Source organism: Rosenbergiella sp. YN46 (assembly GCF_036620675.1).
GTDB lineage: Bacteria > Pseudomonadota > Gammaproteobacteria > Enterobacterales > Enterobacteriaceae > Jejubacter.
This window is the reverse complement of record NZ_JAZHEE010000002.1, coordinates 263,650-289,009: the sequence shown is the minus strand read 5'-3', so window position 1 is coordinate 289,009 and position 25,360 is coordinate 263,650. Positions and strand designations below refer to the sequence as shown.

General features: G+C 56.3%; 22 protein-coding genes and 2 pseudogenes. 10 read left to right on the top strand and 14 right to left on the bottom strand.

What is annotated here, in order from left to right; translation table 11 throughout:
• Position 1: 1 nt before the first annotated feature.
• Positions 2–289 carry a DUF1330 domain-containing protein gene (locus tag V3W49_RS03095; protein WP_500143624.1) on the top strand — a complete coding sequence of 96 codons (288 nt, stop codon included), beginning with the start codon at positions 2–4 and terminating at the stop codon, positions 287–289.
• On the opposite strand, the pseudogene V3W49_RS03090 reads toward V3W49_RS03095, so the two are convergent.
• From V3W49_RS03090 to V3W49_RS03080, 3 genes and pseudogenes are all read right to left on the bottom strand, one after another.
• Positions 281–813 (bottom strand): annotated as a pseudogene (locus V3W49_RS03090) (MEKHLA domain-containing protein). The gene V3W49_RS03095 and the pseudogene V3W49_RS03090 overlap by 9 nt on opposite strands.
• Positions 814–821: 8 nt before the next feature.
• Positions 822–2,036 (bottom strand): thiamine pyrophosphate-dependent enzyme, encoded by a 1,215-nt coding sequence (locus V3W49_RS03085; RefSeq protein WP_500143622.1) that lies wholly within the window; start codon positions 2,034–2,036, stop codon positions 822–824.
• A gap of 14 nt (positions 2,037–2,050) precedes the next feature.
• Positions 2,051–2,566, bottom strand: coding sequence for a thiamine pyrophosphate-binding protein (locus V3W49_RS03080; protein WP_500143620.1), 516 nt, complete (start codon positions 2,564–2,566; stop codon positions 2,051–2,053).
• A 225-nt stretch (positions 2,567–2,791) separates the two neighbouring features.
• On the opposite strand from V3W49_RS03080, the gene treA reads away from it, so the two are divergent.
• Positions 2,792–4,537: an alpha,alpha-trehalase TreA gene (gene treA / locus V3W49_RS03075; protein WP_500143619.1), complete on the top strand. Its 1,746-nt coding sequence runs from the start codon at positions 2,792–2,794 to the stop codon at positions 4,535–4,537.
• A 47-nt stretch (positions 4,538–4,584) separates the two neighbouring features.
• Here treA and hpaX read toward each other — a convergent pair whose 3' ends face one another.
• On the bottom strand, positions 4,585–5,928 hold the full coding sequence (hpaX, locus tag V3W49_RS03070; protein WP_500143617.1) for a 4-hydroxyphenylacetate permease: 1,344 nt from the start codon (positions 5,926–5,928) through the stop codon (positions 4,585–4,587).
• 368 nt (positions 5,929–6,296) lie between these two features.
• On the opposite strand from hpaX, the gene hpaR reads away from it, so the two are divergent.
• Entirely contained in the window at positions 6,297–6,725 is a 429-nt protein-coding gene (gene hpaR / locus V3W49_RS03065; RefSeq protein WP_500143616.1) for a homoprotocatechuate degradation operon regulator HpaR, read from the top strand.
• A gap of 754 nt (positions 6,726–7,479) precedes the next feature.
• Here hpaR and V3W49_RS03060 read toward each other — a convergent pair.
• Positions 7,480–7,716, bottom strand: a complete 237-nt coding sequence (locus tag V3W49_RS03060; RefSeq protein ID WP_500143615.1) for a hypothetical protein — start codon at positions 7,714–7,716, stop codon at positions 7,480–7,482.
• Positions 7,717–7,844: 128 nt separating this feature from the next.
• Between V3W49_RS03060 and V3W49_RS03055 the strand changes: the two genes are divergently transcribed.
• Positions 7,845–8,141, top strand: a complete 297-nt coding sequence (locus V3W49_RS03055) for a hypothetical protein (RefSeq protein ID WP_500143614.1) — start codon at positions 7,845–7,847, stop codon at positions 8,139–8,141.
• Positions 8,142–8,203: 62 nt separating this feature from the next.
• Entirely contained in the window at positions 8,204–10,357 is a 2,154-nt protein-coding gene (locus tag V3W49_RS03050) for a TonB-dependent siderophore receptor (RefSeq protein WP_500143686.1), read from the top strand.
• 1,205 nt (positions 10,358–11,562) lie between these two features.
• On the opposite strand, the gene emtA is transcribed toward V3W49_RS03050, so the two are convergent.
• A complete protein-coding gene (emtA, locus tag V3W49_RS03045; protein ID WP_500143612.1) occupies positions 11,563–12,177 on the bottom strand; it encodes a membrane-bound lytic murein transglycosylase EmtA in 615 nt (204 codons plus the stop codon).
• 113 nt (positions 12,178–12,290) lie between these two features.
• Here emtA and ldcA point away from each other — a divergent pair, with 113 nt between their 5' ends.
• Positions 12,291–13,202 carry a muramoyltetrapeptide carboxypeptidase gene (gene ldcA, locus V3W49_RS03040; protein WP_500143610.1) on the top strand — a complete coding sequence of 304 codons (912 nt, stop codon included), beginning with the start codon at positions 12,291–12,293 and terminating at the stop codon, positions 13,200–13,202.
• Positions 13,203–13,295: 93 nt separating this feature from the next.
• The gene (locus tag V3W49_RS03035; RefSeq protein ID WP_500143609.1) at positions 13,296–15,032 is read left to right on the top strand and encodes a potassium/proton antiporter; all 1,737 of its coding nucleotides are present in this window, start codon (positions 13,296–13,298) and stop codon (positions 15,030–15,032) included.
• On the opposite strand, the pseudogene V3W49_RS03030 reads toward V3W49_RS03035, so the two are convergent.
• The 3 genes and pseudogenes from V3W49_RS03030 to V3W49_RS03020 form a co-directional block, all read right to left on the bottom strand.
• Positions 14,979–15,089: pseudogene (locus V3W49_RS03030) on the bottom strand (hypothetical protein); the annotation flags it as partial. The gene V3W49_RS03035 and the pseudogene V3W49_RS03030 sit on opposite strands and share 54 nt — an antisense overlap.
• A complete protein-coding gene (gene dadX, locus V3W49_RS03025; RefSeq protein ID WP_500143608.1) occupies positions 15,050–16,120 on the bottom strand; it encodes a catabolic alanine racemase DadX in 1,071 nt (356 codons plus the stop codon). The gene dadX and the pseudogene V3W49_RS03030, both read right to left, overlap by 40 nt.
• 12 nt (positions 16,121–16,132) lie before the next feature.
• Positions 16,133–17,428: a D-amino acid dehydrogenase gene (locus V3W49_RS03020; protein ID WP_500143607.1), complete on the bottom strand. Its 1,296-nt coding sequence runs from the start codon at positions 17,426–17,428 to the stop codon at positions 16,133–16,135.
• A 325-nt stretch (positions 17,429–17,753) separates the two neighbouring features.
• Here V3W49_RS03020 and V3W49_RS03015 point away from each other — a divergent pair, with 325 nt between their 5' ends.
• Positions 17,754–19,292 (top strand): SpoVR family protein, encoded by a 1,539-nt coding sequence (locus V3W49_RS03015; protein WP_500143605.1) that lies wholly within the window; start codon positions 17,754–17,756, stop codon positions 19,290–19,292.
• A gap of 61 nt (positions 19,293–19,353) precedes the next feature.
• Here V3W49_RS03015 and fadR read toward each other — a convergent pair whose 3' ends face one another.
• Positions 19,354–20,073 (bottom strand): fatty acid metabolism transcriptional regulator FadR, encoded by a 720-nt coding sequence (gene fadR / locus V3W49_RS03010; protein WP_500143604.1) that lies wholly within the window; start codon positions 20,071–20,073, stop codon positions 19,354–19,356.
• Positions 20,074–20,308: 235 nt separating this feature from the next.
• On the opposite strand from fadR, the gene nhaB reads away from it, so the two are divergent.
• Entirely contained in the window at positions 20,309–21,868 is a 1,560-nt protein-coding gene (gene nhaB / locus V3W49_RS03005; protein WP_500143602.1) for a sodium/proton antiporter NhaB, read from the top strand.
• A gap of 122 nt (positions 21,869–21,990) precedes the next feature.
• Positions 21,991–22,521 (top strand): disulfide bond formation protein DsbB, encoded by a 531-nt coding sequence (gene dsbB / locus V3W49_RS03000; protein ID WP_500143601.1) that lies wholly within the window; start codon positions 21,991–21,993, stop codon positions 22,519–22,521.
• Positions 22,522–22,567: 46 nt separating this feature from the next.
• Here dsbB and lysM read toward each other — a convergent pair whose 3' ends face one another.
• The 4 genes from lysM to V3W49_RS02980 all read right to left on the bottom strand — a co-directional run bounded on the left by lysM (position 22,568) and on the right by V3W49_RS02980 (position 25,239).
• Entirely contained in the window at positions 22,568–23,014 is a 447-nt protein-coding gene (lysM, locus tag V3W49_RS02995; RefSeq protein WP_500143600.1) for a peptidoglycan-binding protein LysM, read from the bottom strand.
• A gap of 446 nt (positions 23,015–23,460) precedes the next feature.
• Entirely contained in the window at positions 23,461–23,922 is a 462-nt protein-coding gene (gene ycgN, locus V3W49_RS02990; RefSeq protein WP_500143598.1) for a cysteine cluster protein YcgN, read from the bottom strand.
• Positions 23,923–24,015: 93 nt separating this feature from the next.
• On the bottom strand, positions 24,016–24,564 hold the full coding sequence (locus tag V3W49_RS02985; protein WP_500143597.1) for an ADP-ribose pyrophosphatase: 549 nt from the start codon (positions 24,562–24,564) through the stop codon (positions 24,016–24,018).
• A 15-nt stretch (positions 24,565–24,579) separates the two neighbouring features.
• Entirely contained in the window at positions 24,580–25,239 is a 660-nt protein-coding gene (locus V3W49_RS02980; RefSeq protein ID WP_500143596.1) for a fumarylacetoacetate hydrolase family protein, read from the bottom strand.
• Positions 25,240–25,360 lie beyond the last annotated feature (121 nt).

Genomic DNA, 25,360 nt, shown 5'->3' with positions numbered 1-25,360 from the left:
TATGCCCGCCTACTGGATTGCCCACGTGACCGTGCACGACCCCGAACAGTACCGCCACTATATGGATCTGGCCCCCGAAGCCTTTCAGGCCTGGAACGCCCGCTTCCTGGCACGTGGCGGCGAAGCCTCAACCCTGGAAGGACAGCATTTTGTGAAGCACGTACTCATTGAGTTCGATGATTATCAGAGCGCGCTGGCCTGCTACCAGTCCGAAGCCTACCAGCGGGCGAAAGCTCAACGCGCCGGCGTAGCCGAGGCGCAGATTGTGATTGTCGAAGGGTTAGCCTGATCGAAAACAGCCATGGCCGCATGCCACTGCGGCCAGATAAAATGACTCTGCATTCAATTCCATCCTCACTTCGTCATCGTACGGTGACAGCCAAAATAGCGCCCCCTGTCCCCACAAAACGCCATCTTCGTTTTTTAATTGCCAGATCGCTCCGTTATAAATTTTGAAGGATTCGCCTTGTCGGGTAATGCGTATTCCTGAATAGCCGCTAACGATGCCGGAGTTGTAAGTCCATCCAGCATTTGCTGGCGTTCCTGTCGTTCCGAACCGGCCGCACTCAACCGGGAAGGCAGTCGCAGCATCTCTTCCCGCGAGTATTTGAAACATCTCAGCGCACATTCATTAGCGTAAATAAAATGAGGGTCGTCCCCTCCATCGTGCGCCAGCAAACTATAAGAAGCCTTATCATGCAACCACCAGGCACGATCGGCCAGGTTATCCGGACCGGGCAATGGCTTTCCACTCAGCTTTTGATAACACTGCTCAATGCGTCCGATAAGTGCCCTGTCCGGGAAATTATTCATCCTCAACTCTAAAGATATTTCACCCGCGGGTTATGCCCCAGCACCTGTAAAGCATCCACGGGAATATCAATCAACAATGATTTCACTGAAGCACTACCCGCTCTTTCCAGCAAAAGATCGAGATTGCTCAGATCGGCAGCAAGTCGTTCAGCGTCCCAACCACAGGCCTGGGCTATAAGACAGTAGTCAAGCGGTTTAAGAGAGGAATGATAATTTTTTTCCTCAAGATCCGGCAGAACAACCGGCAACCCCTGGGCGACAATGGAAAAACTGGCATTATTCATCAGGAATATCACCAACCCTAATTCACTGGCTTCTCCCAGCGATCCAGAAAATAACCGAAAGCAACCATCACCAGTAAAAAGAAATACTGGCCGCTTTGGCGATGACAGCCTCGCCCCTACGGCTGCACCAAAAGCACCGCCCATTGCCGAGCCGCGATAAAAGGAATAAAAGTGAATATTGTTATTGGGGCGCTGAATTACATATTGCCTGTCTTTGTACGCCAGGCAGACATCATCAAAACCAATGGCACCGGCGGGCCACCAACGATCAAGCCTTTGATAAAGTTCCACCATATCCACATAGCCATGACGGGGAGCCGGGTATTCACGGTGATTGAGGTTATCCGGCGCAGTCGAAGCGGGAATATTGTCAAATGGTTGTTGTTTAGCTGCCATCAGCAGATGACGTAACGACTCATCTAATGGGCCAAAGACATGACGGTATTCCCCCCTGGCCATATGGGCAAAATTATTCTCTATCTGCCCATATCCTTCGGGATGACTCGTAAGATAAAAGGTCTTTGCAGCAGCAAATTTATTCCGGTTGACGGTATATTCATCCGGGCAGGCCCCCAGAACCAGCAACACATCATCTTGCCCAACAGATTGATATAACGCCAATGCTTCATCATTGCCGCCAAAAGAGAGATACCCAAAACCATAAGGATTTTTTCGACAGACGGCGTTGGCTCCATTGATACTCCAGACTGCTGCACACTGTAGAATCTGACAAAACTCCATCGTGAGCTCTGCCGCTCCCGGGTAACGCGCCATCTCTTCTCCAACCAGTATCACCAGACGGCGCCCAACAATGTCACGACGGAATTCGTCGCAAAAATCATCGGGGTTATCCAGAAGAGTGGGAGGCGACGAAACGATGGCCTCAGTTGAAATTGTTACCAGGCTGCTTAGTGCGCTATGCAATAACACCAATACCACTGGTCTGCATTGTTCTAACCGGGACCGGGCAGACAACAATTTCTCAGCCAGCGTAGCCGGAGAGTCAAGCACAAACACAGAATCAGGCAACTCGCTGCGCAGCTGCGCAGCTGCGCCAGGATGTTAATACCATATTCTGAAGTATCCTGTAACGGTGCCTGCCCCGGACTTTCACTCTCAGAGAGAGGAAGGATATAAATTGCCGGAATATCATGAAATTTCGCATCGCTCAGGCCACAACTCAGCAGTTTGCTAGCCGCACCGGTGGTCGCTACTGCCGCAGCTATCCTGCCGCTGCTCAGATAATACCCCAGAGGAATAAAACCCGCACTGTATTCACCTATTGAATAGAAGCCCGGCGCTTTCGTATCAGAATCAGCAACAGACTTAAAGTGCTTAAGAAAATGGATGACGCCTCCTCCGGTAACACCTGCGTAACAGGTAACACCCCATTCACGAAGTGTCTCCTGCAAGAACTGATACCCGGTAGAGGGTCTTTCAGTGACTGAACTCTTCACCTTGTCCTCCATATACAACTCCCAGACACAAATATGTAAGCCTAGCTTATATGTCACAGGTGGTGACGCTCAAAAAACAAGCGATCATCAGACGACGCTGCTCTTATTGTCCGAAAAAATTCGCTAATCGTGAGTTCGGCCCACCGCTACGCTGAAAATTCGGCTAAGGTTTTCATAGGGTTGATCGCCTCTATCCCGGCAGTGGCCCGGGAACATGGAGAATAAGGAGAATAATGCATGGCAAAATCTAATTTGCGCCGTCCCCGTACCCTGTTACTGGCCATCCAACTGGCGCTTGGCGGCGCTTTTATCTCTCTGACGCCTCAGGCCCTTGCCGCAAACGCCGATGAGAGCGAGGCTACACAACAGGCTCCCCAGTCGCCGGATGCGCTACTGGGTCCGTTGTTTACCGCCGTACAGAGCGCGAAACTGTTTCCCGATCAGAAAACCTTCGCCGACGCGGTACCGCGTAGCGATCCGCTGATGATCCTTGCCGACTACCGGATGCAGCGTAATCAGTCAGGCTTCGATCTGCGCCACTTCGTGGAGGTGAACTTCGTGCTGCCGAAAGCGGGCGAAAAATATGTGCCTCCTGCCGACCAGAGCCTGCGCGAACATATCGACGGCCTGTGGCCGGTGCTGACCCGCACCGGGAAAAGCACGGGCGAGTGGGATTCTCTGCTGACGCTGCCCAAACCTTACGTCGTGCCTGGCGGTCGATTCCGCGAAGTCTATTACTGGGACAGCTACTTCACCATGCTGGGGCTGGCCGAAAGCGGTAACTGGGACAAAGTCCAGGATATGGTGGATAACTTCGCTTACGAGATCGATACCTGGGGTCATATTCCCAACGGCAATCGCAGTTACTATCTGAGCCGCTCCCAGCCCCCCTTCTTCGCCATGATGGTGGAGCTGCTGGCCAGCCATGATAATGGGGCGGCGCTAACCAGATACCTGCCTCAGATGAAAAAAGAGTATCAGTACTGGATGGCGGGCAGTGATACCCTGGCGAATGGCGGCGCCAGCGGCAGGGTTGTTAAACTGCGCGACGGCACGCTACTGAACCGCTACTGGGACGATAAGGATACCCCACGTCCCGAATCCTGGCTGGATGACGTCACCACCGCGAAAAGCAACCCGAATCGTAAGGCGGCGCAGATTTATCGCGATCTGAGGGCCGCGGCGGCGTCGGGCTGGGACTTCAGCTCACGCTGGATGGACGATCCCAAAAAGCTGGCTTCTATTCGAACCACCAGCATCGCACCCGTGGATCTTAACGCACTGATGTATCACCTGGAAAAAACCCTGGCGCGCGCCAGTGAGGCGGCTGGTGATAGCGAAGCGGCAAAGCGCTATGCGAACCTTGCCAGTCAGCGCCAGCAGGCTATTGAGAAGCATATGTGGAACAGCAAGAACGGCTGGTATGCGGACTACGATCTGCAGCACCATAGGGTACGCGGCCAGCTTACCGCCGCAGCGCTGTTCCCGCTCTATGTCCAGGCTTCTAATAAAGAGCGGGCCGCGAAGGTGGCCACCGCAGTGCGTAGCCGACTGCTGAAAGAGGGCGGCCTGCTGACCACCGAGGTCAACTCGGGGCAGCAGTGGGATGCGCCTAACGGCTGGGCGCCGCTGCAGTGGGTGGCCGTCGAAGGGTTGAAGCACTATAACCAGAATGAACTGGCTGGCGACATCCGCTGGCGCTTCCTGAGCAATGTGCAGCGCATCTATAACGCGCAACAGAAACTGGTCGAGAAGTATGACGTTACCGGCCAGGGAGCAGGCGGTGGCGGCGGTGAATATCCGCTGCAGGATGGCTTCGGCTGGACCAACGGCGTGACGCTGAAACTGCTGGATCAACTGTGCGCGACCGACAAAGCCTGTGATAACGTGCCGCCCCAGCGTCCGGGGCACGCCACCCCGGATGCGGCAATGAATTCGCAACCGTCGGAAAAAACCGGGGCGCCGCAACCGGCAGAGCAATAATCCCTTTTCCCGGCCCCTCTCCCCGACCAGGAAGAGGGGCCGAGCCGCTATCCCTTTTCCATCATGCCCACAGGCGCATCGCGACGCGATTTCTGCCCCATCGGAATCCGTGCCATGACACCGGCCCCAATGACCAACAAACCGGCCACAAACCACAGCCCGGAACTAAAGCTGCCGGTCATATCATGCAGAATGCCAATCATCAGCGGACTGAGCGCCGAACCAACATTGCCTACTGCATTAATGACGGCAATCGCCACGGCGCGCGCCTGAAAGCTGATGGTGCTGTCCGGCGTGGTCCAGAACAGCACCATGGCAGTAAAGGAGCCAACCGAAGCCATAATAATACCCAGTAGTTGAATCAGGCTGTGGCCGGTGGCCGAAGCGATAAGCCAGCCGGCTGCGGCAAACAGAAACGGCAGTATGGTGTGTATTCGGCGCTCCTGACGACGATCTGAGCTTCGGCTCCACCACAGCATACCGATAATGGTGCACAGCTGGGGAATCGCCGCCAGCAGACCGATCATGATAGTACTGCTGTTCTGGTTAAAGCTCTGGAGAATCTGCGGCGTCCAGATATTAATGGCGCTCAGGGTGTTGGTCAGACAGAAATAGGCCAGGGTGTACATCAGCACCACCGGCGTCAACACTTCACGCCAGGTCGAACGCGTGGTGGGCACTACCTGACTCTGCGCCCGATCCCGGGCCAGCATCGCTTCCAGCACCCCTTTCTCTTCCCGGGTCAGCCAGCGCGCATCGGCCGGTTTATCATCAAGCCAGCGCCAGACCACGACGCCCAACAAGACCGATGGCAGCCCTTCCAGCAAAAACAGCCACTGCCAGCCTTTCAGATTCAGCACGCCATCGAGCGCCAGAATGTAACCGGAAATCGCCGAACCCAGCATCATGGTGACCGGCATGGCAATCATAAACAGCGCGTTAGCCCTGGCCCGATACCAGGCCGGAAACCACCAGGTAAGATAGAGCAAAATCCCCGGCAAGAACCCCGCTTCGGTAATACCGACAATCATTCGCAGCACGTACAGAGAGCCAGGCCCGGTGGCAAACAGCGTACAGGTGGAAGCGATGCCCCACAAAATCATAATGATGGCGATCCAGCGTCGGGCGCCCACGATGCCCAGCATGATATTGCTGGGGATACCGCAAATAACATAGGTCACGTAAAACAGCGTGGCGGCCAGACCGAACATGGTGGCACTCAGCCCCAGATCCTTGCCCATCGTCAGACCGGCAAACCCGATATTGATGCGATCGAGAAAGGAGAAGACGAACAGCACAAACAGAAAGGCGATCAGGCGCCGGAACAGCTTTTTCATCACCCGCTGTTCGAGCGCGTTAAAGCCTGATTGCGGTGAGTTCAGGTCGCTCATAAAGGACTCCCGAAAAGATCAGATGGATAGTCACTGGCAATCGCGGCATCGTACTCCGTGCCTTTCCTCCGCCAGGCCAGCTCATTAATACATTAACGAGATGGTTTTATTATGGCGATTATAATTGTTCAAATATTGTTTCAAAAGGCGTGATGAAATTAACAGAATAGATATATTATTGTAAAAACATGCCTGTGAAGTCACGCTCAGGTCGTTTCAGGAGAGAATACCCCAGGGCCCTGATCAATAATTAATACATTAACAATATGACGATAAAAAAGAAGGTAGTGAAAGTATTACCGACAAACCTTGCGACCAGAAGTGAAAAAAATATACTGGATACAGACTCTTATTCTGTGGAAATCACTATGCATGAATCCCTGACCATTGCCCTGTTACAGGCGCGGGAAACGGCCATGAGCTGGTTTCGTCCGGTGCTAAACCGGCATAACCTGACTGAACAGCAGTGGCGCGTGATCCGTATTCTGGCGGTGCACCGCTCGCTGGACTTTCACCAACTGGCCAGCGAAGCCTGTATTCTGCGCCCCAGCCTGACCGGCATTCTGACCCGCCTGGAGCGCGACGGTCTGGTCTGGCGGATGAAGCCGGTAAGCGATCAGCGTAAGTTATTCGCTTCACTGACGCCGCGCGGCGAAGCGCTGTATCAGGAAGCCAGTCACCAGGTCGAGCAGGGCTATCGGGAAATCGAGCGCCAGTTCGGTCCCGAGAAAATGGCGCAGCTTCAGGGGCTGTTGTACGAATTCAGCGCCCTGCCCCCACCGTCTGATGATGTCTGAAATCGCCCCTTTCCCCAGCCCTTTCATCAATAAAGTTTTTTGGGTTCAGCGTGGAGTGTTCGAAAGCAGAAACAAAAAACCGGCAGAATATGATGATGCGGTGGGCAGTTCCGCTCATTGCCGGGAAACTCCCTCTCCCGTTTCGGGAGAGGGCTGGGGTGAGGGTGACAGGCGGCTACGGCGCCCGGTTTCAGAACAAAAACGGCAGAATATAATGATGCGGTGGGCTGTTCCGCTCATTGCCGGGAAACTCCCTCTCCCGTTTCGGGAGAGGGCCGGGATGAGGGTGACAGGCGGCTACGGCGCCCGCTTTCAGAACAAAAACGGCAGAATATAATGATGCGGTGGCTGTTCCGTTCATTGCCGGGAAACTCCCTCTCCCGTTTCGGGAGCAGGCTGGGGTGAGGGTGACAGGTGGCTCCGGCGCTCGGTTTCAGAACAAAAGCGGCAAAATATGACGATGCGGCGAGTGTTCCGTTCACTTCAGGTTTCTGCTTCTCTGTTAATCCACCACGGGTGAACGGGCCAGGGGGCTCAGTCGCCGCTCCCCTGGCGACCCGGGCTCCCCGGCGGTAAAAAACGCCGCTGACGCGGGCCCTTCGCTTATCACGCCGGGCTTTTCGGAACGGGCAAGAGTCGCCATCCATGGCGACCTTGCCCTGTCGCGACATCCTGTCGCTCCTCCGGCCCTGCGTGAACGCTGCGGCGTTTTTTAAGCCGGGATGTAACCCCCTCATCGCTTCAGTCTGTTTTTTTAAATGATACCGGCTCTGATTAATCCAGGCAGATGATAAAAGGTGGTGACATTCTCCGGCCTGAAAATCGCCGGAGTATTCCCGGTGGCCAGGGTCAGCCCGACAGGACGTCGGGCTGAGGGCGTGCGGCACAGGGAGGTGCCGTCACGCCCGACCCGTCCGGCGGACGGGAATACGCAGGGGCCCGCGACAGCGGCGATTTTCACGCCGGAAAGCCGGGTTGTCAGGGGCGGCATCTGAGCCCCTGGCCCGTTCACCGGTTCCACAACCGGCATATAAAAATACCCTTAAGGTGAACGGAACCTTCACCGGCACGACATATTCCTCCAGAACACGGCATAATCGCCAAAATAGCCCAACCGGCATGACCACGTACTACAACCGCCGCCCCGGCCTGCATCTGAAAGGCCACCTGGCAAAATATGTGATGCAGCGGGCTGTTCCGTTCACTTCAGGCAACAGCTTCACTGTGAATTCACCGGTTCCGCAACCGACAGATAAAAAATCACCTTCAGGTGAACGGAATCTTCTCCTGTGCGACATACTCACCCGGAAGCCAGGGCAGCCGCTAGTAACTTCAGCTTCACAACAATCCGTGATGAACCTTTTTTCTTCTGTTTACCTGCATTTACGTCTTGAAATAAGCAAACGACAACGATAATAATTCGCGTTTAACTTTAAGCGTACGTTTATCGATGACGACGGGAAACAATAATGACGTTAATGAATAGCTACCGCCGCACACTGGCGATCCCCTTCGCGCTACTGGCCTCCGGCCCCGCTTTCGGCGCCGAGGATACCGTAATAGTCAGCGCCATAGCGCCAGATACCGCCACTACGCCCACCGCAGGGTACAACGCCACCACCAGCCGCGGCGCCACCAAAACCGATAAACCGCTCATCGAAACCGGTCAGGCGATTTCAGTCGTAACCCGTCAGCAGATGGAAGACCAGGGCGCCCAGAACGTCAACAGTGCCCTGAACTATACTCCCGGCGTCTTTACCGGCTTTGCCGGCGGCGCCACCCGCTACGATACCGTCGCACTACGCGGCTTCCACGGCGGCGATGTCAACAATACCTTCCTGGACGGTCTGCGCCTGATGAGCGACGGCGGCAGCTATAACGTGCTGCAGGTCGATCCCTGGTTCCTGGAGCGTATCGACGTTATCCGCGGCCCCTCTTCCGCGCTGTACGGGCAAACCATCCCCGGCGGACTGGTGATGATGACCTCGAAACGCCCACAGTTCGCCCGGGAAGGCCACCTGCGCGCCATGGTCGGTAATCACAATACCAACGGTACCGCCTTCGACTATACCGACGCCATTAACCAGAACTGGGCGTGGCGCCTGACCGGGATGACCAAAAATACCGATACCCAGTATCAAAATACCCGCGACGAACGTTACGCCATTGCCCCCTCGGTACTCTGGCAGCCCGATGATGATACTTCGCTGGTGCTGCGCGCTTATCTGGAAAAGGATCCCTCCGGTGGTTTCCACGGTTCGGTACCGGCAGACGGCAGCCTTTATTCGTCAACGGGCCATAAGCTGGGCACTGATTTTTCAGACGTAGAACCGGGTATCGACGCCTTTAAGCGCCACGAGCAGATCTACAGCTATGAATTCGCCCACCGCTTTAGCGACGTCTGGGCATTTCGCTCTAACGGCAGTTACACCCATTCCAACGTGAAGCTGAATCAGGCCTATCAGCTCGGCTGGGCCGATGCGCAGCACAATGAGCTCACCCGCTACTACAGCGGCGAAGACTCCTCGCTGGACGCCTGGGCCATGGATAACCAACTGGAAGCGGACTTCGTCACCGGTAGCGTGGATCACACCCTGGTGCTGGGCGCCGAATACCACCGCTTCCGAAACCGCATTCAGAGTGACAGCGCGTCGGCCACCAACCTGAACCCCTGGACTGGCCAGTCCGGTGGTACTGACCTGTGGCACTACGACGCCAGCGGCGCGCGGATTCCCGGCGTACTGCGTTCGAACATTCGTCGGGTTTACGAGCAGACCGGCGTCTATCTGCAGGATGAGATGGTGTGGAACCGCTGGCATCTGGATCTCTCCGGCCGTTTTGACAGGCTGGAAACCAAAAGCCGCACGGTCACGCCCGAGGATAACAGCCGGGTGGTGGATAACCGTCGCGACGATCGCTTCAGCGGTCGGGCCGCCCTGCTGTATGCCTTCCAGAATGGCGTCTCCCCCTATATTAGCTACAGTTCCGCCGTCACCCCCCAGGTGCTGCCAGACGCCCAGGGCCATCTGCTCAAACCCACCACCAGCCAGCAATATGAGGCGGGCCTGAAGTACCAGCCGCCAGGTAGTCGCGATCTCTACACCCTGGCCGTTTATGATCTGACCCAAAAAGATGTCGGCAACCGCGTGATTCAGGGCAGCTACTACGAGCCGGCAGGAAAAGTGCATTCCCAGGGGATTGAGCTGGAAGCACGCACCGAAATTACCCCGCGCCTTTCCGCCATCGCTGGCTACACCTGGAACAAGGTGCGCTTTAAAGACGCTATCGACGGCAATAACGGCAACACCCCCTACGTCACGCCGGATCGGTTCGCTTCGCTGTGGGGCCATTATCGTGCCGACTACGGCATCAGCTTTGGCGCCGGGGTACGCTACATCGGTAAGCAGTGGGTCGATAACGAGAATACCCGTCGTATTCCATCAGTGACCCTGGTGGATGCCATGGTACGCGCCGACCTTGGGGAGTGGAGCAACAGCCTGCGCGGCGCTTCACTCCAGGTGAATGCCACCAACCTGACCGGCCGCGACTACGTGGCGGGCTGTTATGGCGCCACCAACTGCTACTGGGGCCAGGAGCGCCAGGTGACCGTTACTGCGGGATATGATTTTTAATCGCTAAAAGAACATCGTTTCCGGGGCTTTGATGCAGGTGGGAGATGGTAGTACGGCGGGCCGTTCTGTTCACATCAGGCGGCTGCTGTTCTGTTGATTCACCGCTGGTGAGCAGGGAGAAACTCCCTCTCCCTTCAGGGGGTACGATCCGGGGTGAGGGGTATAGACAGTTCCGGCGCCCGGTTTCAGAACAAAAGCGGCAGAATATGATGATGCGGCGGGTGTTCCGTTCACTTTGCGTGATGGCTTCTCTGTTAATCCACCACGGGTGAACGGGCCTGGGGGGCTCAGTCGCCGCTCCCCTGGCGACCCGGGCTTCCCGGCGGTAAAAAACGCCCTTCGGGGCCCCTTCGCTTATCACTCCGGGCTTTTCGGAACGGGCAAGAGTCGCCATCCCAGGCGACCTTACCCTGTCGCTCCTCCGGCCCTGCGTGAACGCTACGGCGTTTTTTAAGCCGGGTGGCTACACCCTCGTCGCTTCAGTCTGTCTTTTCTAAATGACACCAGCAGCACCTTTCGACCTTTCGGATGAGTTCAGGCAGAAGATTCAGGGCGATGATACTCCGGCCTGAAAATCGCCGCAGCGTTCACGGCCGCCAGGGTCAGCCCGACAGGACGTCGGGCTGAGGGCATACGGCACAGGGAGGTGCCGTTATGCCCGACCCGTCCGGCGGACGGGAAAAGCGGAGGACAAAATTGCCGGGAGCCATTTTGAACAACGCCGCAGGCGTTGCCCCGAAGGGGCCCGGCCCAGGGATGGGCCGGGTTAATCCGCGACAGCGGCGATTTTCACGCCGGAAAGCCAGGTTGTCAGGAGGCGGCGTTTGAGCCTCCTGACACGTTCACCGGTTCCGGAACCGACATAAGATAAATCACCTTAAGGTGAACGGAACCTTCGCCAGCGTGACATATTCCCCCCAGAACACAGCATTGTCGCAGAAATAGCGCAACCGGCATGACTACATACTACAACCACCGCCCCGGCCTGCATCTGAAAGGTCACTGGGAAGAATATGACGATGCGGCGGGCTGTTCCGTTCACTTTGCATCACTGCTTCTCTGTTAATTCACCGGTTCCGCAACCGGCATAAGAGAAATCACCTTAAGGTGAACGGAACCTCCACCAGCGCGACATATTTCTCCGGAATACGGCACTGCGCGAAAATAACCCCAGCAACCCCGCACAAGGCCGTTGGCCAGCGTCATCAGGCGCTCTCCATCGCCGTCTTCACCTTCCACAGATAACGCGGCGCCTGAGATGAGGGATGGTTATCCATTACGTACTGCCAGAATTCCTCTGGCGACATACCGTTAATCTGATCGATAGCCTCCGCCCGGTCTGACGAGAACATCCGCAGTAGCGCCCCGGCGCCGTTGACGTATGAGACGATCAGCGCGTATTCCATAGTCTGCGGATTGTCGATGCCGCGCAGAATACCGTTTTCCAGAATGCTCAGATAGGCCGCGCCAATATCGATATTGCGCGCCGGATCTTTAAGCTCGCTGGTCGACGGCTGACCGCTACGCCCTTCATGGCGATAAACTTCACGACCGGCGGTGGAAGCCTTAATCTGCATTAGCCCCACCGCGTTAGAGCGGCTGACCAGTTGCGGATTACCGCCGGACTCCACGGCGATAATCGCGGTAATCAGACGCGGACTCACCCCCCATGTCTCTGCCGCCTCTTCGGTTATCGGCATCCAGGTCTGGGCACCCTGTACCGGACGGCCCGCTTCCCATCCCCCGTGTTGGACCCGGGATGGCTTACTCGAACAACCCACCAGCAACACACTCAGCACGATAAGCCATCTCAACTTCACTACGCTTCCCCTCTTTTCAATAACGGGTTACAGGTAAAGGCATTGCGGATGACAACCGCAGCGCCTCGCGGCATGATAACCAATACCGCATTTAAATCAGCAAGGAAATTCTCATGGCCACCTTTCACCTCGTCGCTCCATCCGGTTACTGTATGCAGCAGGACGCCGCGGAGCGCGGCGTAGTCCGCTTGCAGGAAGCCGGCCATCAGGTGCTTAACACTGACGTCATCGGGCGGCGCTACCAACGCTTCGCCGGTACCGACGCCCAGCGACTACGGGATCTTAACCAGCTTGCAGAATTATCTGAAAGTACGGCGATTGTGCTGGCGGTACGCGGCGGCTACGGCGTCAGCCGCCTGCTGGAAGCCATCGATTATCCGGCATTAGGGGCCCGCCAGCGCCGCGATCCTCTGATGATTTGCGGCCACAGCGACTTTAGCGCTTTTCAACTGGCGCTGCTGGCCCGTGAAGGAGCCATCACCTTTAGCGGGCCGATGCTGGCAGGTAATTTTGGCGCGCCAGAGCTGGAACCCTTTACCGTAGAGCACTTCTGGAAGGCGCTTACCTCCCCCTGCTTTTCCCTGAAATGGCATAGCGATGCGCCGGCCTGCCAGGCCAGCGGAACCGTATGGGGCGGCAATCTGGCCATGCTGATAAGCCTGGTGGGCACCCCCTGGCTGCCGCAAATTGACGACGGTATTCTGGTGGTGGAGGATATTAACGAACATCCATTTCGGATCGAGCGCATGTTGCTTCAGCTCCACCACGCCGGGGTTCTGAGACACCAGCGAGCTATCATACTGGGCAGCTTCAGCGCCGCTGCCCCGAATGATTATGATAATGGGTACAACCTGGCCCAGGTCTGTACCACGCTGCGCGAACGGACGGGGATCCCCATCGTTGACGGACTGGCCTTCGGCCACGAACCCTGTACCGTTACGCTACCGCTGGGCGCTCATGGCGAGCTGATGCATGACGGAAAGCAGGCAACTCTTCGTCTGAGCGGACACCCCTGCCTGAAATAAGGGCGATTCAGGTCGCTTTTCCGCAGGTCGGTTTTCGGCAATTGCCTGTATTATGGTAACATTTTGTAAAACTCAGCTGGGGGACTCTTTATCTTGGATGCCGGGACCATTTTTAATCTTTTTATCGTCGGCTCGTTGCTGGTCACTTTCAGCATCCTGTTAAGTTCATTTTCTTCCCGTCTTGGGATCCCAATCCTGGTTATCTTTCTGGCCATCGGCATGCTGGCCGGGGTGGACGGCATCGGCGGCATTCCATTCGATAACTATCCATTCGCCTATCTGATTAGTAACCTGGCGCTGGCGGTGATTCTGCTGGACGGTGGTATGCGTACCCAGGCCAGCTCGTTTCGGGTTGCGCTTGGCCCGGCTTTATCGCTGGCGACGCTCGGCGTGGTGGTCACTTCAGGGCTGACCGGTATGGCGGCCGCCTGGCTGTTTCACCTCGACCTGATGGAAGGTCTGTTGATCGGCGCCATCGTCGGTTCAACTGACGCCGCTGCCGTCTTCTCACTACTGGGCGGCAAAGGGCTTAACGAGCGCGTCAGCGCCACGCTTGAGATAGAATCTGGCAGTAACGACCCCATGGCGGTATTTCTGACCGTAACCCTTATCGAAATGATTCAGCAGCACGAAAGCGGCCTGAGCTGGATGTTCTTCGCCCATCTGGTTCAGCAGTTCGGTCTGGGTATTGTGCTCGGTGCGGCTGGCGGCTTTATCCTGCAGCAGGTGATTAACCGCATCTCGCTGCCCCAGGGGCTCTATCCGCTGCTGGCCCTGAGCGGTGGGATTATGATTTTCGCCGTCACCACCGCCCTGAACGGCAGCGGGATCCTGGCGGTTTATCTGTGCGGCTTCCTGCTGGGTAATCGCCCGGTGCGCAACCGCTTCGGTATTCTGCAAACCTTCGACGGTATGGCGTGGATGGCGCAGATCGGCATGTTCCTGGTGCTGGGCCTGCTGGTAACGCCGTCGGATCTGCTGCCGATTGCGATACCGGCGCTACTGCTTTCGCTGTGGATGATCTTTTTCGCCCGTCCGCTATCGGTCTTTCTGGGGCTGCTGCCGTTTCGCGGCTTTAATTTGCGCGAGCGGGTGTTTATCAGTTGGGTTGGACTGCGCGGCGCGGTGCCCATCATCCTGGCAGTGTTCCCGATGATGGCCGGGCTGGAACATTCGCGTCTGTTCTTTAACGTCGCCTTCTTTGTGGTTCTGGTTTCACTGCTGCTTCAGGGCACCACCCTCAGTTGGGCGGCCCGACGCGCCAAAGTGGTGGTGCCGCTGGTGGGTTGGCCGGTATCGCGTATCGGTCTGGATATTCATCCGGAGAAGCCCTGGGAGCAGTTTATCTATCAGTTAAGCGCCGATAAGTGGTGCGTGGGGGCCGCCCTGCGCGACCTGCACATGCCGAAAGATACCCGCATCGCCGCCCTGTTTCGCGGTAAAGGCCTGCTGCACCCCAGCGGCAGCACCCGGTTACGGGAAGGCGATATCCTGTGCGTGATTGGTCGCGAACGCGATCTGCCTGCGCTGGGCAAGTTGTTCAGCCATACCCCTCCGGTATCGCCGGACCTAGACCAGCGCTTCTTCGGCGACTTTATTCTGGAAGCCAGCGCCCGTTTTGGCGACGTGGCGACCATTTACGGCCTGGAGCCGGATAACGCGATGAACACTGAACAAAGTCTGGGTGAATGGGTGATCCAACGGCTGGGTGGCGCCCCCGTGGTCGGCGACCAGGTGGAATATGCCGGTCTGGTCTGGACGGTGGCGGAAAAAGAGGATAATCAGGTGGTGAAGATAGGGGTCAGGGTAGCTCAGGAGGAAGCGGAATAGAGCCGCTCCCTCTTTAGTTACACCGTCACAACAGGTACACGCGGCGCCAGCGCGCACATCAGCTCATAGCCGATAGTCCCGCTGGCTGCCGCAACGTCATCGATACGAATTTGCTCGCCCCACAGCTCCACCGGCGTACCGATACCTGCCTGAGGGCATGGCGTCAAATCCACAGCCAGCATATCCATCGAAACCGTGCCCACCAGCCCGGTGCGCACGCCCCCTACCACCACCGGCGTGCCGTCCGGCGCCACTCGCGGATAGCCGTCGGCATAACCGCAGGCCACAATGCCGATACGCTGCTCGCGGGGCGCGCAGTAGCGACTGCCATAACCTACCCGCTCGCCCGGTTTAAGCGTCTGTACCCCGATGATTTCGCTGCTGAGCGTCATGGCGGGCCGTAACCCGGCGCTGGCGATATCGCTCCAGCAGCCGCTCGGCGAGGCGCCATAAAGCACAATGCCCGGCCGTACCCAGTCATAGTGGGTCTGCGGATGCCACAGCGTTGCCGCCGAGTTAGCCAGCGAGCGCGGCGCCTCCAGGCCTTCTGCAGCCTGACTGATGCGCGCCATCGGCGCGTCAACGCCATCGGGCCGATCGGCATCAGCAAAATGAGCCATCAGGGTCAGCTCGCCGACGTTGTTCAGCTCGCATAGCTGGCGCCAGACCCGGTGTACCTGATCCGGAACAAACCCCAGCCGATTCATCCCGCTGTTAATCTTCAGATAAACATCTAACGGCGCGCTAAGCCGGGCGTCGGCCAGCGCCTTAATCTGCCAGTTACTGTGCAGACTGGTGGTCAGGCGATAGCGGTCGAACAGCGCGAGCTCCTGCGCGCTGAAGAAACCTTCCAGCATCAGAATCGGCCCTTTCCAGCCCCATTCGCGCAGCTGGATGGCGTCTTCCAGATTGAGCATGGCAAAGCCGTCGGCGCCGCTCAGCGCCGGCCAGACCCGCGCTAAACCATGCCCGTAGGCGTCGGCTTTCACCACCGCCCACACCCGGGAATGCGGCGCGGCGTTACGCACCTGACCGAGATTATGGCGCAGTGCAGCCAGATGAATAGAGGCCTGAACAGGACGCGTCATCAGAACCTCCTGTTAGTGCGCGCCGTGCAGGCGCGGTGAGTGCCCGGGGGTAAAACCCGGCAGATAGCGCGCCACCGACAGATCCTCACAGGGGATCGCAGGCGTCCGGCCAGAAATGATATCGCTCAGCATCTGGCCGGAGCCACAGGCCATGGTCCAGCCCAGGGTGCCGTGGCCGGTATTCAGCCACAGGTTTTTCCAGGGGGTTCGGCCGACTACCGGCGTGCCGTCCGGCGTCATGGGGCGCAGACCACTCCAGAAGGTGGCCTGTTCAATATGCCCGCCGCGCGGATAGAGATCGCGCACCACCATTTCCAGCGTCGCACGTCGTGCAGCCTGCAGTTCGGTATTAAAGCCGACGATCTCCGCCATGCCGCCCACCCGAATCCGCTGGTCGAAGCGGGTAATCGCAATCTTGTAGGTTTCGTCGAGAATGGTGGATACCGGCGCCCCGCTTTCATCAGCGACAGGAATCGTCAACGAGTAGCCCTTCAGGGGATAAACCGGGATATCGATAATATCCTTAAGCATGGCCGTAGAGTATGAGCCGAAGGCCATCACGTAGCCGTCCGCCTTGAGTATTTCGCCGCCGCATTTGACGCCGGCGACCTGCTGCCCTTCGGTCAGCAGTTGGTCCACCGGCGTGTTATAGCGAAACTCTACTCCGGCCTGTTCGGCCATACGGGCCAGGCTGCGGGTAAACAACTGGCAGTCGCCGGTTTCATCATTCGGCAAGCGCAGGCCGCCGGCCAGTTTATGGGCGACGGCCGCCAGCGCAGGCTCGGCCCGGGCCAGCTGTCCGGCTTCCAGCAGCTCATAGGGGACGCCCGCCTCTTCCAGTACCGCGATATCACGCGCCGCATTCTCATACTGCTGAGGGCTGCGGAACAGTTGCATCAGCCCTTTCTGGCGCCCTTCGTAAGCAATGCCGGTGCTGGCGCGCAGCGCCTTCAGGCAGTCGCGGCTGTATTCCGCCAGCCGTACCATGCGCTCTTTGTTTTCCGCATAGTGGCGAGCGTCGCAGTTACGTAGCATCTGCCACATCCACTTGAGCTGGAAAGAGGTGCCGTCCGGGCGAATGGCCAGCGGCGCATGACGCTGGAACATCCATTTAATCGCCTTTAGCGGAATGCCCGGCGCGGCCCATGGCGCCGCATACCCAGGCGAGATCTGCCCGGCATTACCGGCGCTGGTCTCCTCGGCCGGTCCGGATTCCCGATCGACAACCGTGACTTCGTGTCCCGCCTGGCGTAAATACCAGGCGCTGGCGACGCCCACTACCCCACTTCCCAGCACAATGACTCGCATAGCCTGCCCCATTCTGAGTAAAAGAATAATATTCTGGATACAAATTGATAACTCAGATGAAAATGTTATTCAACATATGGCTTTATTATGGTGACATAATTCACACTGTGACTGGCGTAGCGGTGAATCAGGAATTCAGAATCTCATGCTTCCCCAACATTTTTGCCAGATAAAAACACCGCAAAATGACAATAAAAAAGAATAAAAATTACAATAACCGTCCGTAAAAAAAATTCCGCCGCACGCCCGAAATGCTGCCCCTGTTCTATGCTTGATTTTGAGGTTCTCCATTTAGATGAGAGCCGCTAACAATGAGGGGGCGCTGATGGCAACTGTTGCAGATTCCACGATCAAGGACACCAAACATCTAAGCGACGGCCCCGACTGGACGTTCGGGCTGCTGGAGAGTTACCTGGCCGAGATCGATCGGGTAGCCAAATACTACCGGCTGGAAACTTACCCGCATCAGATCGAGGTCATCACCTCTGAACAGATGATGGATGCCTACTCCAGCATCGGGATGCCGATCAACTACACCCACTGGTCATTCGGCAAAAAATTCATTGAAACCGAGCAGCGTTATAAGCACGGCCAGCAGGGGCTTGCTTACGAAATCGTGATTAACTCCAACCCTTGCATCGCCTACCTGATGGAGGAAAACACCATTACCATGCAGGCGCTGGTGATGGCTCATGCCTGCTACGGCCATAACTCCTTCTTTAAAAATAACTACCTGTTCCGCAGTTGGACCGATGCCAGCTCGATTGTCGACTATCTGATCTTCGCCCGTAACTACATTAGCGAATGCGAAGAGCGCTATGGCGTGGATGAGGTAGAAAAGCTGCTCGATTCCTGCCACGCCCTGATGAACTACGGGGTGGATCGCTATAAGCGTCCGTCGAAAATCTCGTTGCAGGAAGAGAAGGCGCGTCAGAAAAGCCGCGAGGAGTACCTGCAAAGCCAGGTTAATATGCTGTGGCGCACTCTGCCGCGCCATGAAGAGGAGAAAGCCGTCGAGGCCAGTCACCGTTTTCCATCCGAACCGCAGGAAAACCTGCTGTACTTTATGGAGAAGAATGCGCCGCTGCTGGAGCCCTGGCAACGCGAGATCCTGCGCATCGTGCGTAAGGTCAGCCAGTATTTCTACCCGCAGAAACAGACCCAGGTAATGAACGAAGGCTGGGCCACCTTCTGGCACTACACTATCCTCAACCACCTGTATGACGAAGGCAAAGTCAGCGACCGCTTTATGCTGGAGTTCCTGCATAACCACACCAATGTGGTCTATCAGCCGCCCTATAACAGCCCCTGGTATAACGGTATTAACCCCTATGCGCTGGGCTTCGCTATGTACCAGGATATCAAGCGTATCTGTCAGTCGCCCACCGAGGAGGACAGCTACTGGTTCCCGGAAATGGCCGGTAAGGACTGGCTCGATACCCTGCACTTCGCCATGCGCGACTTTAAGGACGAAAGTTTTATCAGTCAGTTCCTGTCACCGAAGCTGATGCGCGATTTCCGGCTGTTTGCGGTGGAAGACGACGATCGCAAAAACTATCTGGAAATTTCGGCGATTCACAACGAAGAAGGCTATCAGGAGCTGCGTTCGCGCCTGTCGAGCCAGTACAACCTGAGCAATCTGGAGCCCAATATTCAGGTCTGGAATGTCGATCTGCGCGGCGACCGTTCGCTAACGCTGCGTTATATCCCCCACAATCGGGTGCCGCTGGACAAGGGCCGTCGCGAGGTGCTAAAGCACGTACATCGACTGTGGGGCTTTGATGTTCTGCTGGAACAGCAGAACGATGACGGCAGCGTGGAGCTGCTGGAGCGTTGCCCGCCCCGGGTGAATAATACGCTGTAGCGAAAAAAATGCCGGTAAGCGTAACGGCTTACCGGCTCTTATTATTCAGTGGTTAGCGCGATTAGTGGCCATGCATCGCCAGATCGCCCGGCAGATTTTTCTGCATCCGGTGCCAGATATCCCCGCTTTCCCGACCATAGTTACGCACCACATCATACACCTGCTCGTGAAGCGAGTCGCGGCACAGGGTCGCCAGCTTGTGGTAGAAGCCCAACGCCAGAGCGCGCGCTTCCGGGCTAGAGAAATAGTGGCGGCCGATGCGGGTGTACAGCCCCTTCATTCCGTTGATAATCAGACCATAAATCGGATTTCCGGAAGCAAAGGCCAGACCACGGAAAATGCTGTAGTCCAGTTCAGCGAAGGCATCAGCGTGATCCTCTACTGACTGAGCGCTGGCCAGCACCTTCTGTGACTCATCCGGATGATTACGCAGCGCAGTGCGAATAAAGATGGTGGCGATATTGGTTCTGACCGACAGCAGATTATCAATGAGCTGCGGAACGCTTTCATGATCGAGACGCGCCAGCGTTTCGAGGATATTGAGTCCGGAGGTTTCCCAGAAGTTATTCACCCGGGTTGGTTTGCCGTGCTGAATAGTCAACCAACCATCGCGCGCCAGACGCTGAAGCACTTCGCGCAGAGTGGTTCGGGTCACGCCAATCAGTTCAGAAAGCTCACGCTCGGCAGGCAGAATTGACCCCGGTGGGAAGCGATTTTTCCAGATGCTCTCAATAATATACTCTTCCGCGAAACCCGCTGGGCTCTGCGCCTTAATCACCATAGTGAAATTTCCATTAACCCGGATTAATCATTGGAACTCATCATACCAGATGCGCCGCCAGGCAGATAGCACGCGCAGATAACAAAATAGCGTGTCTCAGCTCACTTTTTAGACACTTCATCCATATTCTGGATCCGGTTGGGGAAAGCCGCGCCTTGTCAGCCCCGGGCTCGAAGAGTAATCTGGGTAGTTCCCGTAATGTATTTCAGAATAAAATAACGGAAAATCTCAATCCATGAAGGAAATATCTACTGGCCGCGCTATTTATCGCAACTTTCTGGGACAGTCTCCGGACTGGTATAAGCTGGCAATACTCTGCTTTCTGATCGTCAATCCGCTGGTGTTCTTTTTTGTCAGTCCCTTTGCGGCCGGCTGGCTTCTGGTTGCGGAATTTATCTTTACGCTCGCCATGGCGCTGAAATGCTATCCGCTGTTGCCCGGCGGCCTGTTGGCCATTGAAGCAGTCGCTATCGGCATGACCAGCGCCCAACATGTGCGCGACGAAGTCGCCAGTAATCTTGAGGTGATTCTGCTGCTAATCTTTATGGTGGCGGGCATCTGGTTCATGAAGCAGCTGCTGTTGCTGATTTTTACCCGACTGCTGCTGGGCATTCGCTCCAAGATACTGCTTTCCCTTTCTTTCTGCCTGGCGGCGGCCTTCCTTTCCGCCTTCCTGGACGCCCTGACGGTGGTGGCGGTGATCATCAGCGTCGCCGTCGGATTCTACGGCATCTATCACCGGGTGGCCTCCAGCCGCGACGATGATGGCGATATCTCGAACGACAACGATATTTTCCAGGATCATAAGGCCACGCTGGAGCAGTTCCGCAGCTTTCTGCGCAGCCTGATGATGCATGCCGCCGTGGGTACCGCGCTGGGCGGCGTGATGACCATGGTCGGCGAACCGCAGAACCTGATTATCGCCCGGGCCGCCAACTGGCATTTCGGCGACTTTCTGCTGCGTATGGCGCCGATCACCGTTCCGGTACTGATTTGCGGCCTGGTGACCTGTATGCTGCTGGAACGCCTGAAGGTGCCGGGTTATGGCGAACCGCTGCCGGAAAGCGTACGCGCCGTGCTTAAAGAGTTCGCGCAAAAAGAGGCCCGCCAGCGTAACCGCCAGGAGCAGGTACGTCTGGTGGTGCAGGGGCTAATCGGTCTCTGGCTGATTATCGCGCTGGCGCTGCATATGGCCGAGGTGGGACTGATTGGTCTTTCGGTGATTATTCTGGCCACTTCGCTGTGCGGCGTGACCGATGAACATGTGATTGGGCGCGCCTTTACCGAAGCCCTGCCCTTCACCGCGCTGCTGACGGTTTTCTTTTCTATTGTGGCGGTCATTATCGATCAGCAGCTATTCCAGCCGATTATCGAGTTCGTACTCCAGGCGTCACCGCATGCCCAACTGTCGCTGTTCTACATCTTCAATGGCCTGCTGTCATCAATCTCCGATAACGTATTCGTCGGCACCGTCTATATCAATGAAGCGCGTAGCGCCATGCTTCATAACGTGATTGACTCACGCCAGTTCGAACTGCTGGCGGTGGCGATTAATACCGGTACCAATCTGCCGTCGGTGGCAACGCCCAACGGTCAGGCGGCGTTCCTGTTCATGCTTACTTCGGCCCTGGCGCCGTTGATTAGGCTCTCTTACGGCCGTATGGTGCTGATGGCATTGCCCTATACCCTGGTGCTAACGCTGGTGGGGCTGGTCGGCGTGGAGTTTTTCCTGATGCCCGCCACCGACTGGATGCTGGCTCACGGCTGGATCAGTACGCCGCCACTGAATCCGTAATCATCCGGCGGCGCAGAGCATGCACCGCCGGGCTCATAAATGTATTATTTTTTTTCCGTCTGATGGCGCTGGTCACGAATTGGTTTACACTGCGCCAACGAATTTAGCAGGGAATGTGATTTATGTTGCGATATCTCAACCAATGCTCACGCGGCCGGGGCGCATGGCTGTTAATGGCGCTGACGGCCTTTGCGCTGGAACTGGTAGCGCTCTGGTTCCAGCATGTTATGAAGCTGCAGCCCTGCGTGCTGTGTATTTATGAGCGTTGCGCGCTGTTTGGCGTAATGGGCGCAGGGCTGTTGGGCGCTATCGCGCCGAAAACGCCGCTGCGCTTTGCCGCACTGGCGGTCTGGATCTACAGCGCATGGCGCGGGATCGAACTGGCCTGGCAGCACACGATGATGCAGTTGCACCCTTCGCCTTTCCAGGTGTGCGATTTCGCAGCCCGCTTTCCCGCCTGGCTGCCGCTGGATAAATGGCTGCCGCAGGTCTTTGTCGCCACCGGAGATTGTTCGGTGCGTCAGTGGGAGTTCCTGTCACTGGAAATGCCGCAGTGGCTGGTTGGCATCTTCGCCGCATACCTGATAGCGGCGCTGCTGGTGGTGATTGCGCAATTTGTCAAACCGCAGCGACGCGGCATTTTCAAAAACTAACGCCATAAAAAAACCCTCCGAAAGGAGGGTTTTTTACATCAGTGAATTACTGAGGAATACGCAGCGTCTGGCCCGGATAGATTTTATTCGGATCGCTCAGCATCGGCTTATTCGCTTCAAAGATTTTATTGTACTGGTTGGCATCGCCATACACTTCCTTCGCGATAGCGCTCAGGGTATCCCCTTTCTTCACAGTATAAGACTTGCTGGCCGCAGCGCTGTCGCCGGGTGCCACGCTGACCTGGTCTTCCACGTCGCCCACGCCTTCAACGTTACCGGCGGCGACCAGAATCTTCTCTTTCTGCTCCTGGGTCAAACCGTCGCCTTTGACGATTACCTTGTCACCTTCGACTTTAACTTCTACCTTGTCAGCACCGGCCAGACCCGTTTTTTCCAGATGCTTTTTGATAAGGCTGCCGCGATCGTCTTCATGACCAGTCACCTTATCCCAAAGCTTTTCACCCGCTTCTTTTACAAAATTAAACAGTCCCATTTTTTTACTCCTGTTATTTGGCGGGCACATGCCCATCCTCGATGCTAAGAAGTCTGGCAAAAAATGGCGAAAAGTAAAGGCGAAAATAAGAATTGTTCCATCAAATCATTATGTTAATAAGAGAAATGCGCAGAAAATAAGAATATTTCTGTATAAATACTTAGCAATAAATAAGTCTCTCAAAGGGCAACGGATTATTGTTCTCGTGAATACAGCGATCGAACCCCATACTTCCTCTATACCAGGATGAAATATGAAAAGGGAACCTGGGGAAAATAGCGGATCTGACGGTGATAGCCGGCAGGCGTTTACGCTGCAAATACCCCTTGTCGATAACTATGCCGTCGTTCGTGATAGCCGTCCTGCGCCTGCCACCACGCATGACGCGTTCGTAACCCCATTGAACGCACTCCCTCCCGGCCGCCAAAATAGCGACGTGACCCAGCTTATTCCGGTCGAGCTCTGGTCCACCAGTTAGGATGGTTAATGATATGATCTTCCCAGTCGTTTACTTCGGATTCCGGCACCGCGATATGGCGCACCGAGATACGCTGAGCGTGCATCGCCTCTCTGGATCCACAGCGCAGAGGATGCCAGGAGGGCAGACGCTTGCCTTCAGCCAATAACCGGTAAGCGCAGGTCGCCGGCAGCCATTCAAAAGTCGGCAGGTTTTCCCTGGTCAGCTTGATGCAGTCCGGTTCATATTCAAAGCGCCGCGTATAGTTGCGGCACTGGCAGGTTTTAATATTGAGCTGGCGACAGGCCGCATTGGTAAAATAGATTTCGTCAGTCACTTCATCCTGCAGCTTGTGCAGACAGCACTGCCCGCAGCCATCACAGAGGGACTCCCACTCCTCATCGCTCATTTGTTCCAGCGTTTTGCGCTGCCAGAAAGGCGTTTCGGTCATTAGCGTGGTCCTGGTTGTCGGAAAATAAGCTGCACGTTATAAAGGGCATGGCGGCCGTCGTCAAGCAAACCGCCATTAATCCAGTATAGCCGCTTACCCCAGCAGTCCCTTAGCCCGGGCCAGCAGAAAAGCGGTGACAGAGGTCGCGTCACTGACCTTCCCTTCAAGAATCAGCGTCATAAAGTCGCTGATTTTCATTTTACGGGAAGTCAGCCCCAGCTCTTCCGCATCCAGCTGCGGGCGGTCATGAGTCAGCCCCGTCGCCAGATAAATATGATACCCCTGACTGGAATAGCCCTGCGCCAGCTTCTGATAACCCACATAGACCATGTTGTTGGCCTGAAGCCCGGTTTCCTCGCGCAGCTCACCTGCCGCTAACGTCAGCGAATCGATATCGGGCGCGCTTTCCCATGAGCCCTGTGGCAGTTCCAGGGTTCGCTGCTCCAGGGGATAGCGATACTGTTCCACCACATAGATAAATTCCCCTTCTACCGGCAGGATCACCACAAAATCCGGTTTGACGACTACCGAATAAAGCCCTTCGTTGCCGTCGGCCCTGAGAATGCGATCCTCCTTAATCGTCATCCATTTATTACGGTAGATCTCGGTGGATGAAAGCGTCTGAATTTCTGTTTCCGGCACTCGTCCTCCTCGCGTTTACAGCACCCGGGTTTCCAGGGTGCGATTATCAAAGCCTATCACCAGCTCGTCACCGCTGTGCAGCGGCCCCACCCCCTCTGGCGTTCCCGTCAACACCACATCGCCAGCGCGCAGGGTAAAGAAACGGCTGATATAGGCGATTAACGGCAGAATAGGATGAATCATATCAGCGGTGGTTCCCTGCTGGCGCACCTCACCGTTCACGGTGAGTGAAAGCGGCGTGTTCTGCGGGCAGCCATGAAATTCTGCGGCCGGAATAAAACCGGAAATCGGGCAGGCATTATCGAAGCCCTTGGCTTTTTCCCATGGTCGCCCGGCCTTTTTCAATTTACCCTGTAGTTCACGCAGCGTCAGATCGAGCGCCACGCCGTATCCGGCAATGGCCTGGCGCACGTGTTCTTCTGTAGCCTGTTTCAGGGTTGAGCCAATCAGCACCGCCAGCTCCACTTCATGGTGCACCTCGCCCAGTCCCTGGGGCAGCGCCAGCGGCTGGCCCAGATCGCAAAGCGAGGTTTCTGGTTTTATAAATAACACGGGTTCTTCCGGCGTCGCGCTCCCCATCTCACGGATATGCAGGGCATAATTGCTGCCGACGCAAACCACCTTGTTAACCGGATAATCCAGCAGCGCCCCCTGCCAGTTGTGATGTCGGTACATAGTTTTCCCCTTCAGACTGTCGCGGTGATTGTTATCTATTCACTATCTACGGGGGGCGGGCAAACTGTCAATCACTGGAATTACGATAAAAAAGCGCGCCTGGAAACGGCGCGCTGGAGCA

What these genes read in the sequence shown, in the direction of transcription:
- treA (WP_500143619.1), top strand. Translation starts at nt 2,792, where the DNA reads ATGGCAAAATCTAATTTGCGCCGTCCCCGTACCCTGTTACTGGCCATC.
- dsbB (WP_500143601.1), top strand. Translation starts at nt 21,991, where the DNA reads ATGTTGCGATATCTCAACCAATGCTCACGCGGCCGGGGCGCATGGCTG.
- dadX (WP_500143608.1), bottom strand. Translation starts at nt 16,120, where the DNA reads ATGACGCGTCCTGTTCAGGCCTCTATTCATCTGGCTGCACTGCGCCAT.
- nhaB (WP_500143602.1), top strand. Translation starts at nt 20,309, where the DNA reads ATGAAGGAAATATCTACTGGCCGCGCTATTTATCGCAACTTTCTGGGA.
- ldcA (WP_500143610.1), top strand. Translation starts at nt 12,291, where the DNA reads ATGGCCACCTTTCACCTCGTCGCTCCATCCGGTTACTGTATGCAGCAG.
- V3W49_RS03060 (WP_500143615.1), bottom strand. Translation starts at nt 7,716, where the DNA reads ATGCCGCCCCTGACAACCCGGCTTTCCGGCGTGAAAATCGCCGCTGTC.
- V3W49_RS02980 (WP_500143596.1), bottom strand. Translation starts at nt 25,239, where the DNA reads ATGTACCGACATCACAACTGGCAGGGGGCGCTGCTGGATTATCCGGTT.
- hpaX (WP_500143617.1), bottom strand. Translation starts at nt 5,928, where the DNA reads ATGAGCGACCTGAACTCACCGCAATCAGGCTTTAACGCGCTCGAACAG.
- V3W49_RS03020 (WP_500143607.1), bottom strand. Translation starts at nt 17,428, where the DNA reads ATGCGAGTCATTGTGCTGGGAAGTGGGGTAGTGGGCGTCGCCAGCGCC.
- V3W49_RS03015 (WP_500143605.1), top strand. Translation starts at nt 17,754, where the DNA reads ATGGCAACTGTTGCAGATTCCACGATCAAGGACACCAAACATCTAAGC.
- V3W49_RS03050 (WP_500143686.1), top strand. Translation starts at nt 8,204, where the DNA reads ATGAATAGCTACCGCCGCACACTGGCGATCCCCTTCGCGCTACTGGCC.
- V3W49_RS03055 (WP_500143614.1), top strand. Translation starts at nt 7,845, where the DNA reads ATGACCACGTACTACAACCGCCGCCCCGGCCTGCATCTGAAAGGCCAC.
- V3W49_RS03080 (WP_500143620.1), bottom strand. Translation starts at nt 2,566, where the DNA reads ATGGAGGACAAGGTGAAGAGTTCAGTCACTGAAAGACCCTCTACCGGG.
- fadR (WP_500143604.1), bottom strand. Translation starts at nt 20,073, where the DNA reads ATGGTGATTAAGGCGCAGAGCCCAGCGGGTTTCGCGGAAGAGTATATT.
- lysM (WP_500143600.1), bottom strand. Translation starts at nt 23,014, where the DNA reads ATGGGACTGTTTAATTTTGTAAAAGAAGCGGGTGAAAAGCTTTGGGAT.
- hpaR (WP_500143616.1), top strand. Translation starts at nt 6,297, where the DNA reads ATGCATGAATCCCTGACCATTGCCCTGTTACAGGCGCGGGAAACGGCC.
- V3W49_RS03095 (WP_500143624.1), top strand. Translation starts at nt 2, where the DNA reads ATGCCCGCCTACTGGATTGCCCACGTGACCGTGCACGACCCCGAACAG.
- ycgN (WP_500143598.1), bottom strand. Translation starts at nt 23,922, where the DNA reads ATGACCGAAACGCCTTTCTGGCAGCGCAAAACGCTGGAACAAATGAGC.